The 12,551-nt window shown below is 54.0% G+C and carries 9 protein-coding genes; all 9 read right to left on the bottom strand.

The window, feature by feature from the left end:
• On the bottom strand, positions 1 to 231 hold a 231-nt coding region (gene rpsL / locus AC128V_RS04385; RefSeq protein ID WP_482763467.1), incomplete at its 3' end, for a 30S ribosomal protein S12.
• Between the two features lie 171 nt (positions 232 to 402).
• Positions 403 to 4,581 (bottom strand): DNA-directed RNA polymerase subunit beta', encoded by a 4,179-nt coding sequence (rpoC, locus tag AC128V_RS04380; RefSeq protein ID WP_482763466.1) that lies wholly within the window; start codon positions 4,579 to 4,581, stop codon positions 403 to 405.
• A 33-nt stretch (positions 4,582 to 4,614) separates the two neighbouring features.
• Positions 4,615 to 8,238 (bottom strand): DNA-directed RNA polymerase subunit beta, encoded by a 3,624-nt coding sequence (gene rpoB, locus AC128V_RS04375; RefSeq protein ID WP_482763465.1) that lies wholly within the window; start codon positions 8,236 to 8,238, stop codon positions 4,615 to 4,617.
• 195 nt (positions 8,239 to 8,433) lie between these two features.
• Positions 8,434 to 8,880, bottom strand: coding sequence for a type II toxin-antitoxin system YhaV family toxin (locus AC128V_RS04370; RefSeq protein WP_482763464.1), 447 nt, complete (start codon positions 8,878 to 8,880; stop codon positions 8,434 to 8,436).
• The gene (locus tag AC128V_RS04365) at positions 8,877 to 9,194 is read right to left on the bottom strand and encodes a type II toxin-antitoxin system PrlF family antitoxin (protein ID WP_482763463.1); all 318 of its coding nucleotides are present in this window, start codon (positions 9,192 to 9,194) and stop codon (positions 8,877 to 8,879) included. The genes AC128V_RS04370 and AC128V_RS04365 overlap by 4 nt, the downstream gene beginning before the upstream one ends.
• A gap of 37 nt (positions 9,195 to 9,231) precedes the next feature.
• Complete coding sequence (gene smpB, locus AC128V_RS04360) at positions 9,232 to 9,708, bottom strand: SsrA-binding protein SmpB (RefSeq protein ID WP_482763462.1); 477 nt, start codon at positions 9,706 to 9,708, stop codon at positions 9,232 to 9,234.
• 14 nt (positions 9,709 to 9,722) lie between these two features.
• Complete coding sequence (gene ftsX, locus AC128V_RS04355; protein ID WP_482763461.1) at positions 9,723 to 10,637, bottom strand: permease-like cell division protein FtsX; 915 nt, start codon at positions 10,635 to 10,637, stop codon at positions 9,723 to 9,725.
• Entirely contained in the window at positions 10,634 to 11,389 is a 756-nt protein-coding gene (gene ftsE / locus AC128V_RS04350; protein WP_482763460.1) for a cell division ATP-binding protein FtsE, read from the bottom strand. The genes ftsX and ftsE overlap by 4 nt, the downstream gene beginning before the upstream one ends.
• Before the next feature lie 52 nt (positions 11,390 to 11,441).
• Positions 11,442 to 12,548 carry a peptide chain release factor 2 gene (prfB, locus tag AC128V_RS04345; protein WP_482763468.1) on the bottom strand — a complete coding sequence of 369 codons (1,107 nt, stop codon included), beginning with the start codon at positions 12,546 to 12,548 and terminating at the stop codon, positions 11,442 to 11,444.
• Positions 12,549 to 12,551 lie beyond the last annotated feature (3 nt).

Raw genomic sequence — 12,551 nt, 5'->3', positions numbered from 1 at the left:
GTGCTCCTGTAGGTTGTGACCCTCGCCTGGGATGTAGGCGGTCACTTCGGTACCGTTAGAAAGCTTGACACGAGCTACCTTACGAAGCGCAGAGTTTGGCTTCTTAGGGGTGGTGGTGTACACACGGGTGCACACACCGCGCTGCTGCGGGTTTGCCTTCAATGCAGGTGCCTTGGTCTTAGTGACCTTCGGGCTCCTACCCTTGCGGACCAACTGCTGAATTGTTGGCACTATTTCTCCTTATTTAGGCTTTCTTCGGCGCGCGGGATTCCGCACTGTTTCCGAAGATTTTTGACCCCGCCTCAATCACAAGAGGTTCCGGGCCTGATTCGCGATTGCTCACGAACCTTGCCAAGCATACTCATAGTCGCCGAGGCGGGTCAAATGGTTTTTTAGTTGTGGTTAGTTCTCATCCAGTGAGAAAGGGTCTGCTAGCGAGAGGCTGAGCTCCTGAGAGCCTAGGTCTGCGTCATCAAACGAAGCATCTGACCAGATGCGGTTTGGGTAACGCTCGGCCTTTGCCTCTTCGGTGCCGTCTACCTCGAAGTCGCGGTGAGCGTTTAGACCGGTACCAGCTGGGATCAGCTTTCCGATGATTACGTTCTCCTTTAGACCAACAAGGCGGTCTTCGCGACGATCCAGAGCAGCCTGAGTTAGAACTCGGGTGGTCTCCTGGAACGATGCAGCCGATAGCCATGACTGAGCAGCAAGGGAGGCACGGGTCATACCCATAACTTCCTGACGAGCAGATGCTGGGCGTAGACCCTGGGCAACTGCTGCGCGGTTCTGAGCTGCAAAGCGCTGACGGTCGATTACCTCACCCGGCAACATTTCGGTGTCACCAGAGTCGATAACGGTTACCTTGTTCAGCATCTGACGAACAATCACCTCAAGGTGCTTGTCGTGCAGTGGCACACCCTGTGAGCCGTAGATTGCCTGAACACCGCGAATGATCTCGGCAGCTGCCTCGCGGGCACCCTTGATCATTAGCACCTCGTGAGGAATTGGAGTTCCGTCCACGATGTAGTCTCCAGCCTCAACGACCTGTCCCTTTTCAACCACTAGGTCGCCGATGTTGCTGACGGTGGTGATAGGTAGGTATGGGCTTAGCTTCTTGAAGGTCTTCGATGCGGTACGCGAGAAGCTGTACTGCAGAGCCAGTGACTCTGCTTCCTTCTCCGCTGCCTCACCCTCTGGACGAACGTAAACTTCGTAGCTCTTAGCACCGGTAGCCGATACCTTCTCTACGATGTCTACCTTTCCGTTCCAGAAGGCCATAACGGCGACCTTGCCAGCCTGACGCCAACCAACGCGGGCCTCAAGAAGGTCAGTAACACCGTTTAGACCCTGGGTGATGTCGTAGGAAATCAGACGCTCTACACGAACCTTCTGTCCACCGATCGACTTCAAAATGGTCTGCTTCTTAGCGTTCGATGCCGCACCACCGGTGTGGAAAGTACGCATGGTTAGCTGAGTTCCAGGCTCACCAATCGACTGTGCCGCGATGATACCGATGGCCTCACCGACAGTTACCTTCTGGTTGGTAGCAAGCGATACGCCGTAGCACTGAGCACAGATACCGGCCTCTGCCTCACAGGTAAGTACGGAGCGAACGGTGATGGTCTCAACGCCGGCTTCCTTTAGTCTGCGAGCAGTTGAGTGGTCGATGTTTACGCCAGCCTTGACTATTACGTCCTTGCCAACCTTGACGTCAGCCAAGTTGGTACGGCCAACGATAGATAGCTCTACCTGGTCGTCATCTAGTAGGTCCTTGTCTAGACCGCGGCTGGTGCCACAGTCATCGATCTGGATGATGACATCCTGGGCTACGTCAACTAGGCGGCGGGTTAGGTAACCTGCTGCAGCGGTCTTCATAGCGGTGTCAGCGTTACCCTTACGGGCACCGGTGGCGTTAATGAAGTACTCGTGCGGGGTTAGACCCAGTAGGTAGTTACCCTTTACAGGCATCGGAGCGAAGTCACCGGATGAGGTTGCAACCGGTCCACGCATACCCATGATCGAACGAATCTGTAGCCAGTTACCACGAGCGCCCGAGGTAACCATCTTGTAGATGGCGTTGTCGGTAGGGATTGCCTTCTGCAGCAGTTCCTGCATCTCGTTGGTCTCCTTGAACCACAGTGCACCCAGCTCGTCACGACGCTCGAGGTCGGTCTTTAGACCGTTGTCGAACGCTTCCTGAATCTTGGTGTGTAGCTTCTCGGCCTTGACGATACGAGCTGCGCGCTCCTTGTCAAACTCGCCCTTAGGGTCAAAGTTTGCATCGGAGATTGCCATCGAAACACCGGAGCGGGTTGCCCAGTAGAAACCGGCATCCTTTAGCCTGTCCAGTGCCTGTGCGACCTCGGTGCGAGAGAACATCTCAACCATGTCGGAAACGATCTGGCCCAACTGCTTCTTACCAACCTGCTGCTCCACGAATGGGTAGGCGGCTGGCAGGGTCTCGTTGAACAAAGCGCGACCAAAAGTGGTCTCCTTTAGTTCACCCTCGAGGCGGATACGAACCTTGGCACCAAGATCTAGCTGGTGTAGGTCGAACGCCATCTGAGCTTCGGCCATTGAGGTGAAGGCGCGGCCCTCACCAATTCCACCCTCAACCAAAGCGGTTAGGTGGAATAGACCAATGATCATGTCCTGGGTAGGAGTAGCAACCGGACGACCGTCCGATGGCTTCAGAATGTTGTTCGAAGCCAGCATCAAGATGCGAGCCTCAGCCTGAGCCTCTACCGAAAGAGGAAGGTGAACAGCCATCTGGTCACCGTCGAAGTCGGCGTTGAACGCAGTACATACAAGTGGGTGAAGCTGAATAGCCTTACCTTCAACCAATACTGGCTCGAATGCCTGAATACCTAGACGGTGCAGGGTAGGTGCACGGTTTAGTAGCACCGGACGCTCACGAATAACTTCTTCTAGAACACCCCAAACCTGTGGACGAGAACGCTCAACCATGCGCTTAGCGCTCTTGATGTTCTGCGCAAGACCTAGGTCAACCAGGCGCTTCATAACGAATGGCTTGAATAGCTCAAGTGCCATCAGCTTAGGAAGACCAGTCTGGTGCAGCTTGAGCTGAGGACCAACCACGATTACCGAACGGCCCGAGTAGTCAACGCGCTTACCCAATAGGTTCTGGCGGAAACGACCCTGCTTACCCTTCAGTAGGTCAGAGAGTGACTTCAGTGCACGGTTACCGGTACCGGTTACCGCACGACCACGGCGACCGTTGTCAAACAGTGCGTCAACAGCCTCCTGAAGCATGCGCTTCTCGTTGTTCAAAATGGTCTTAGGAACTGCACCTAGGTCAACAAATCGCTTTAGACGGTTGTTGCGGTTGATTACCCTGCGGTAAAGGTCATTTAGGTCGGAGGTTGCAAAGCGACCACCGTCTAGCTGAACCATTGGGCGAATCTCCGGAGGCAATACTGGAAGCACCGAAAGTACCATCGAGGTTGGAGGAGTTCCTGAAGACAGGAAGCTGTTTACAACCTTTAGACGCTTGATTGCCTGAGTCTGCTTTGAGCCCTTGGTGGTTGCAATCTCCGCACGAAGCTCTGCAGCTGCACCCGCTAGGTCGAATGCCGCAAGCACCTGAAGCACAGCCTCGGCGCCGATCTCGGTGATGATGTAGTCCGAGAAGTAGTAGTCGAAGTGGTCAAACACTACGTCGTTAGGAAGTAGCTGGCCGACCTCAGCCTTTAGGAACATGCGCCATGCCAACTGCTCCTTGTGGAGGTTAGATGGGCGCTCCAGGCGAGCGTACTCACGAACGATCTTGTCGGTCTTCTTCTTGAAGTCCGCCATTAGCTTCTTGATCTTCTTGGTCTCGTCTGAGGTGCGAACAACTGCGTCGTCCTGCTCCTCGTCAGTCTCAGCGCCTAGGGCACGAGCCGACCAGAATGCGTCAGCGTCCTTCTCCTCGGTGATGATTAGCTGCTCAACGCTCTTGGCAAACTGCTTCTCAACCCAGCGTGGGGTCTCCCAGAACTTGTTGGAAACCTGAAGGTCCAAACCAAGCTCACGAAGTTCTGCAAGCTCGGTACCTGCTGCAGCCTCGAACTCCTCGTCGCGACCGTCAACAAGCGAACGAATACGGGATACGTACTCCTCGCGAACTAGGTCGTACTCGCCGGTCTTTAGCTCGTGGTCAATGTCCATGACGCGGTAAGCGGCGAAGTAAATGATCTTCTCTAGGTCCTTTGGAGCCATGTTGAGCAAGTAGCCCAGGCGAGAAGGAACACCCTTGAAGTACCAGATGTGAGTAACCGGAGCTGCAAGCTCCACGTGACCCATGCGCTCACGACGAACAGATGACTTGGTCACCTCAACGCCACAGCGCTCACAGACGATCCCCTTGAAGCGAACGCGCTTGTACTTTCCACAAGAGCACTCCCAGTCCTTGGTAGGACCGAAGATCTTCTCGCAGAAAAGACCGTCCTTCTCTGGCTTTAGGGTGCGGTAGTTGATGGTCTCTGGCTTCTTTACCTCACCAGATGACCAAGAACGGATGTCCTCGCTGGTCGCAAGACCAACGCGAAGGGCACTAAAGTTCTCTACTTTTACTGACATTTCGTTCGTTCCTTAATCAGAATTCTTAGGCGGTTACTGGAAAGTGTTGTAGTCGATATCGGCTGCGGAGTTCTCGTTGCGAGACAGGTTGATACCCAGCTCCTCAGCGGCACGGTCGTTCTCGAACTCTTCGTCCTTTAGAACAACTACGCGACCCTCGCCATCTAGAACCTCGACGTTTAGACCAAGGGACTGCATCTCCTTGGCTAGTACGCGGAAGGACTCTGGAATACCAGGAGCCTGAATGTTCTCACCCTTAACGATTGCCTCGTAGGTGCGAACGCGGCCAGCAATGTCGTCAGACTTGATGGTTAGCAATTCCTGCAGGGTGTGTGCTGCTCCATAAGCCTGAAGTGCCCACACCTCCATCTCACCAAAGCGCTGTCCACCGAACTGAGCCTTACCACCAAGTGGCTGCTGAGTAATCATGGAGTAAGGTCCGGTGGAACGGGCGTGAATCTTGTCATCAACAAGGTGGTGTAGCTTCAGCATGTACTTCACACCAACTGCGATTGGCTCAGGATATGGCTCACCGGAACGGCCGTCGAATAGACGAGCCTTACCGGAGCGGTCGATTAGACGCTTAGCGTTCTGACCTGGCAGGGTGTGGTCCAAGATGCCAGCAACCTGGTCCTTGGTAGCACCGTCGAATACCGGGGTAGCAACCTTGGTGCCTGGAGCCGCGGAGAAGAGCTCCTTGGCCATGTTGTCTGCCCACTTGGCAACGCCCTTGACATCCCAACCCTGGCGGCAAGCCCAACCTAGGTGAGACTCAAGTACCTGACCAAAGTTCATACGACCTGGGATACCTAGCGGGTTCAGCACGATGTCAACTGGAGTTCCGTCCTCCATGAATGGCATGTCCTCAACCGGCAGGATCTTGGCAATAACACCCTTGTTACCGTGGCGACCAGCAAGCTTGTCACCCTCGGTAATCTTGCGCTTCTGAGCGATGTAGACAACTACGCGCTTGTTTACGCCAGCACCTAGCTCGTCGCCAGCATCTGAATCAAATACCTTGACGCCGATGATGGTTCCCTGCTCACCGTGTGGCACCTTCAAAGAGGTGTCGCGAACTTCGCGGCTCTTCTCGTTGAAGATTGCGCGCAGTAGGCGCTCCTCTGCAGAAAGCTCGGTCTCACCCTTAGGGGTAACCTTTCCAACCAAGATGTCTCCCGGGCGAACCTCAGCACCGATGCGAATGATTCCGCTCTCGTCTAGCTGAGCAATTGCCTCTGGGGAAACGTTCGGTAGGTCAGCGGTGATCTCTTCGGCACCAAGCTTGGTGTCGCGAGCGTCAACCTCATACTCCTCGATGTGGATCGAAGAAAGCACATCGTGCTTCACGATCTCCTGAGAAAGAATGATTGCGTCCTCGAAGTTGTAACCCTCCCAAGGCATGAATGCAACCAACAGGTTCTTACCAAGAGCTAGCTCACCGTTCTCGGTCGAAGGACCATCGGCTAGCACCTCACCAAGCTCAACGCGCTGACCAACCTCAACGATTGCTCGCTGGTTGATTGCGGTGCCCTGGTTAGAGCGGTCGAACTTACGTAGGAAGTAGGAAGAGCGAGTGCCATCATCGTTCATCACGGTGATGGTGTTCGCGTCGATCTCCTCGATTACACCGGCGTTGTCTGCGATTACCACAGCACCGGAGTCAATAGCGGCGATGCGCTCCATACCGGTTCCGACATATGGGCTCTGAGCGCGCAGCAGTGGAACTGCCTGACGCTGCATGTTTGCACCCATTAGCGCACGTGACGAGTCATCGTGCTCAAGGAAAGGAATTAGCGAGGTGGAAACCGAAGCTAGCTGACGAGGGGAAATGTCGATGTAGTCAACATCCTCGGCTGGAACCTCAACCATGTCGCCGCGGAAGCGAACGAATGCACGAGGACCAACTAGCGAACCGTCATCCTTCAAAGGAGTCTCAGCTGCTGCGATGACCTTGCCGTCTTCTGAGGCTGCGTCTAGGTACTCAATCTTCGAGGTGACTTTGCCGCCCTTAACGATGCGGTAAGGGGTCTCGATGAAACCGAAGGTGTTGATACGGCTAAATGCGGTTAGCGATCCAATTAGACCAATGTTCGGGCCTTCGGGGGTCTCAACCGGACACATGCGACCGTAGTGCGATGGGTGTACGTCACGTACTTCCATCTGAGCACGCTCACGAGCGATACCACCAGGTCCAAGTGCGGATAGACGGCGCTTGTGAGCAAGGCCGGCAAGTGGGTTGTTCTGGTCCATGAACTGGGAAAGCTGGCTTGCACCGAAGAATTCCTTGATGGCAGAAACCACAGGGCGAAGGTTGATCAGGGTCTGAGGAGTAATTGCCTCAATGTCCTGAGTCGACATACGCTCGCGAACTACGCGCTCCATACGGGAAAGACCAATTCGAACCTGGTTCTGAATTAGCTCACCTACTGAGCGGATACGACGGTTAGAGAAGTCATCGATGTCGTCTGGACGGACAACTAGGTTGACCTTCTTGCCGTTCATCTTGATACCGAACTCAACGGTCTGGGCAGTTGCCTGAACGCCGTTTGCCAAGGTGATGTCGAATAGCAACAGGTACTTCAAAGTTGCCACGATGTCAGCCAGGGTCAAGGTGGTGATGTCTGCGCCCTGCTCGATGGTGAGCTTGCGGTTTAGCTTGTGACGACCAACGCGAGCCAGGTTGTAGCGCTTGTGCTCGAAGTAGGTTGAACGCAACCAAGCCTCTGCAACTTCGCTACCTGCGGTCTCGCCGCGAACCTTGCGGTAGACCTCGCGAAGCGCGTCTTCCTTAGACAAGATTGGTGATGCGAAAACCTTGGACTCGTCGTACTCCAAAGTGCGCTCGATGATGTCCTCATCGAAACGGAGGTTTAGTGGGCTGGCCTCAACCGAAGACTTTAGGTCAGAGAACTCAGCGCGGATCTCTTCCTTGGACATACCAAGTGCCTTTAGGAAGATGGTTGCGGAAACCTTGGTCTTGCGGTCAACCTGGACCTGCAAGATTGGCTGGCCGAAGCGGGCAGCCGGCTTACGCTCGTCCTTGACCCACTCGGTTAGGAACTCTAGGTAAGAACCACGGCTTGGGATGATCTGAGCCTTGTTGTTCTTGACATCGAGGTTACCGGTGGTGTTGGTGGACACCGAGAAGTAAACACCTGGGGAGCGAACTAGCTGTGAAACCACAACGCGCTCGGTTCCGTTGATGATGAAGGTACCCTTGCCGGTCATCACAGGGAAGTCACCCATGAATACGGTCTGGCTCTTGATCTCACCGGTTAGGTAGTTGGTGAACTCAGCCTTGATGTATAGCGGCTGGGTAAAGCTCTTGCCCTTTTCCTTGCACTCGTCAGGGGTGTAAGGCGGGTCGAACAACATTGGCTCGGAGAACGATAGGCCCATCTTGGCATCCTGGGCAGCGTTCGAGCTGTCCTCGATTGGGCTGATCTCTTCGAAGACCTCGTCTAGACCGGTGCGAGCATCTGCTCCGGCGATATCACGCCATGCAGGTGCGCCAACCAACCAGTCAAAGCTCTCAGTCTGAAGAGAGAGTAGATCTGGGATCTCGATCGGGTCTGGGTGCTTCGCAAAAGTTGGTCTTAGTGCGGAGCGAGAGTTCTTTGCGGACTTTAGGTTCTTAGCGTTTTTCGCAGCAGCCAAAGTAATAACCCCTAGGGAATTGATGTTGTAGGCGGGAAATTCACGTTCCTAGACACAGCGAGCCACAATTTGCTACGCGCCAAACGACCGCAATATGAGGTTCGGCAAAGGTTAGGGATGTAAACCTCTATCCTAAGGGGTGCGAATTATGCACCGCAACTTAAATCTCCGCAGAAACTTTACGAAATTGTGACGCTATAGAGATTGCTCCAAGAGCTCATCCCAGCTTCCCGGAGGTGACCCCTTGGCCAACAGCTTTGAAAACACCAGGTAGGCATCGTCCTTTGCGCCATATGCTCGCAAGCTATCCGAAAAGTTCACCCAGCCCAAGATGATGATCTTGTTTACCGAGTCGAAACGGAAAAACAATCGGTACTGCCCGCCAAACTTAGCCCTGCGCCAAGCTCGATTTTCTGAACCCAAGGTGTTGCCCAACAAAAACTTTGGGTCTTGCGGGTTCAAAGGGATCAGATCAAACGCCAGTCGGTCCAAGGCAGCAAAGCGCTTTGTTTGCTCTGCCTGGAGATAACCGGTCGGGTTTCTGCGCTTCAGTTCAACAACTTGGTTGTACCACTTTGAGTACTGATCTTCGAAGTGCGGGTGGGCTAAAACCAACCAGCCGTGATATTCACCAAGCCTCAAGCCTTGGTTTCCGCATCCAGCCAGCCTTCGAGGTCGACCTCTTCGACTAGAGCATCCACACCCTTGGGTCTAACAAAAGGAGCGAGTTTGCCGGGGTTAGCTAGGAGGTCGTGCTCTAAGAATTTCAAGTAGGCGGAAACTACTGCATCATCCGAAGAGACGGAAGTCTCTTTGAACATCTCAACCTTGCCGCCGTCGAGCACGCGGAAGGCAATTGAGTCGCCCTCTTGCAAATCAAGCGCCTTGCGGGCGGCGATGGGGATTGTGACCTGCCCCTTGCTGGTGAGCTTTGCCTTGGATTCGATGTTTGCCATGACTCAATTGTAAGGAAAATTCCTTACAAGTCAATAGCTAAAAGTTGCGGGTCTTTTGCTCTCGAACCGCTTGGTTCATCTCGCGCTTGGCGTCGTGCTCTTTGAGAGTCTGACGCTTGTCGTAGTCCTTTTTACCCTTGGCCAGTGCGATCTCGACCTTGGCGTAGCCATCTTTGAAATACATGCTCAATGGAACCAGCGTGTAGCCGGACTCGCGAACCTTGCCCGCTAGCTTGCCAATTTCCTGGCGGTTCATCAGCAGCTTGCGCTTGCGCCTGGTGAAGTGGTTGGTCCAAGATCCCTCGAAGAACTCTGGGATGTGCACGTTCTCTAACCAAACCTCGCCGCGCTCTACCGAGGCAAAGCCATCGATTAGCGAGGCTCTACCGGCTCTGAGCGATTTGACTTCTGTTCCGGTTAGCACAATGCCGGCCTCGTACACGTCCTCGATGTGGTAATCGTGTCGGGCCTTACGGTTCTGGGCAATAACTTTTTGCCCACGTTCGCGTGGCATGGTGTTTCCCTTGATTAGGCCTTGAGGTAACGGTGGATAGACACACTTGAAGAGATGATCGCAAGAGTGGCGCCGATACCTAGTAGGTAGGGAGTAATCATAAGCGAATCCGCCACAGTAAAGAAGGACGTAAATGCCAGCTGCTTAGCCAGGTAGCCGGTCACAAAGTAGTGCGTGATTGCAACCGTGACTGAAGTTGCCAATAGCGCACCCAAAACCGCAGCCAATAATCCCTCCAGCACAAACGGCAACTGAATCGAAAAGCGCGATGCTCCAACCAGTCTCATGATCGAGATCTCGCGTCGTCTGGAGTGAGCGCTGAGGCGAATAGTGGTGGCAATCAAAAGCGTTGCGCTGAGCAGCATCACGGAGGCCACTCCTGCAGCCAGCAGGCTACCGGCGTTTAGGAAGTTGAAGATCTCATCAAGGTAGCTGCGCTGGTCCTTGATTTCCTCGACACCATCAAGACCGGAGAAGCTCTCCAGAATCAGCTCTGACTGAGTTGGGTCTTTGAGGTTTACCCAGAAAGCTTCGTTGAGCTGATCTGCCGTGATGTATTGCGCGGCTTGGGAGTCAGCAAACTGCTCTACAAACTTTGCATAAGCGGCTTCTTGGTTCTCGAAATAGTAGGTCTCGACATACGGGGCCAAGGTCTCACCGGCTAGCTGCTCTTCGATAGCCGCCTTTTGAGCATCCGATGCGCCACCGGCTGGGCAAGCTTCCTCAGGCGAGTAGTCGCTGCATAGGTAAATAGCAACCTGTGCTCTGTCATACCAGTAGGTCTTCATCTCGCCAATTTGCAACTGCAGCAATAGCGTCACGGCGACAAAGGTGAGCGACACGAAGGAAACCAAAATGATCGAGACGATCATCGAGATGTTGCTGCGAATACCCGCCCACATCTCGGAGAGGATGAAACCTAGCTTCACGCCTCACCGCCAAAGTCAATATCCGCAGGGCTGTCCGGGATGATCGGCATCGAGTCCGATGGGATTTCTCTATAGGAAGCGGTCTTGGCGTCACGGATGATGTGGCCGGCTTTGATTTCAACCACGCGCTTTTGCATGCGGTCCACGATCCCGCGGTCGTGGGTTGCCATAACGACTGTGGTGCCAGAGAGGTTGATGCGATCAAGCAGCGTCATGATCTCATTCGAAGTCGCAGGGTCTAAGTTTCCAGTTGGCTCATCCGCAAGCAATACCTCTGGGCGGTTTACCAGTGCCCTTGCGATTGCAACGCGCTGCTGCTCGCCACCGGATAGCGCAGAAGGCAATCGGTCGGCTTTTTGGCTCAGGCCAACCAGCTCCAATACGTCTGGCACAGCGGTCTCGATGAAGGCCTTTGGTCTGCCAATTACCTGCAGTGCGAAGGCGACGTTCTGATAAACGGTCTTGTTTGGCAAAAGCCTGAAGTCTTGGAATACCACGCCTAGCTTGCGACGAAACTGCGCAACCTTGCTGGCAGAAAGCTGGTTTAGGTTTTCGCCCAGCACAAGAACTTGACCCTGGTCAACGCGCTCTTCGCGAAGCATCAAACGCAGCATCGTGGATTTACCAGAACCCGAGGTTCCAACCAGAAACACAAACTCACCGCGCTGGATATCCAGCGACACCGAATCCAGCGCAGGAGCGTCTGCGCCTTTATAGGTCTTGGTTACATTTTCTAAGCGGATCATGTCCATCAAAGCCTAAGCCGAGCTAAGACATGTGCCGGCCTGCCACGACCGCAAATGGCTATTTGTCTGGATTGGCCCGCCAGCGAAGCCCTGCGGAGATAAAGCCTTCGATCTCGCCATCAAAAACCGCATCCGGGTTGTTGACCTCGTAGTTGTTTCGAAGGTCCTTCACCATCTGATATGGAGCAAGGACATAGGAACGCATCTGCTCGCCCCAGCTTGCCTTCACGTCTCCCGCAAGCTCTTTCTTCTTGGCATCTTCTTCCTGCTTCTTGAGAAGCAGCAGGCGAGACTGCAAAACCCTCATTGCCGCCGCTTTGTTCTGCAGCTGGCTCTTTTCGTTCTGACAAGAAACCACAATGCCCGATGGTAGGTGTGTGATTCGAACCGCTGAGTCGGTGGTGTTTACCGACTGACCACCGGGACCGGAAGACCTAAAGACATCGATGCGAATGTCATTCTCCGGAATCTCCACCACATCTGTGGTTTCAATAAGTGGCACAACTTCAACGGCGGCAAATGAAGTCTGTCTCTTACCGGCGGCGTTGAATGGGCTCATTCGCACCAAGCGATGGGTGCCAGATTCGACCGATAGCTGACCATAGGCAAAAGGTGCATCAACTTCAAAGACTGCGCTCTTAATGCCAGCGCCTTCGGCGTAAGAAATATCTAAAACCGTGGTCTTGTATTGCTGCTTCTCGCAGTAGCGCAAATACATGCGCATCAGCATCTCGGCAAAGTCGGTTGCGTCATCGCCACCGGCACCGGAGCGAATAGTCACGATTGCTCCGCGTGGGTCGTACTCACCATTTAGAAGAGTCTCGACCTCAAGCGAATCGACCATGGTCGCAATCGCCTTAAGTTCTCCCCTGGCTTCTAGCTTGGTTTCGGCATCGTCCTCGGTGTTAGCCATTTCGATCAAAACTTTGAGGTCCGCCAGGCGATCTGCAACATCATCAAGTTTTTGCTTCTTGGCCTTCAGGCGAGAGAGCTGGCTGGTGACTCGCTGAGCGGTTTCCTGGTCATTCCAGATATCTGGATTCGCCGCCTCTTTTTCCAAGCCAGCAATCTCAGCAGCTACTTCGGCTGGACGAGTGACGGCAAGAACCGATGCTAGAACTTCTTCAAGTCCTGCTAGTTCGCTAGAGAGATCGAGCTCTGCCATTAA

This window comes from Aquiluna sp., from assembly GCF_965064355.1.
The sequence above is the reverse complement of the archived record's forward strand: the minus strand, read 5'-3'. Positions and strand labels throughout refer to the sequence as shown.

What these genes read in the sequence shown, in the direction of transcription:
- AC128V_RS04365 (WP_482763463.1), bottom strand. Translation starts at nt 9,194, where the DNA reads ATGGCAAACATCGAATCCAAGGCAAAGCTCACCAGCAAGGGGCAGGTC.
- rpoC (WP_482763466.1), bottom strand. Translation starts at nt 4,581, where the DNA reads ATGTCAGTAAAAGTAGAGAACTTTAGTGCCCTTCGCGTTGGTCTTGCG.
- smpB (WP_482763462.1), bottom strand. Translation starts at nt 9,708, where the DNA reads ATGCCACGCGAACGTGGGCAAAAAGTTATTGCCCAGAACCGTAAGGCC.
- ftsE (WP_482763460.1), bottom strand. Translation starts at nt 11,389, where the DNA reads ATGGACATGATCCGCTTAGAAAATGTAACCAAGACCTATAAAGGCGCA.
- prfB (WP_482763468.1), bottom strand. Translation starts at nt 12,548, where the DNA reads ATGGCAGAGCTCGATCTCTCTAGCGAACTAGCAGGACTTGAAGAAGTT.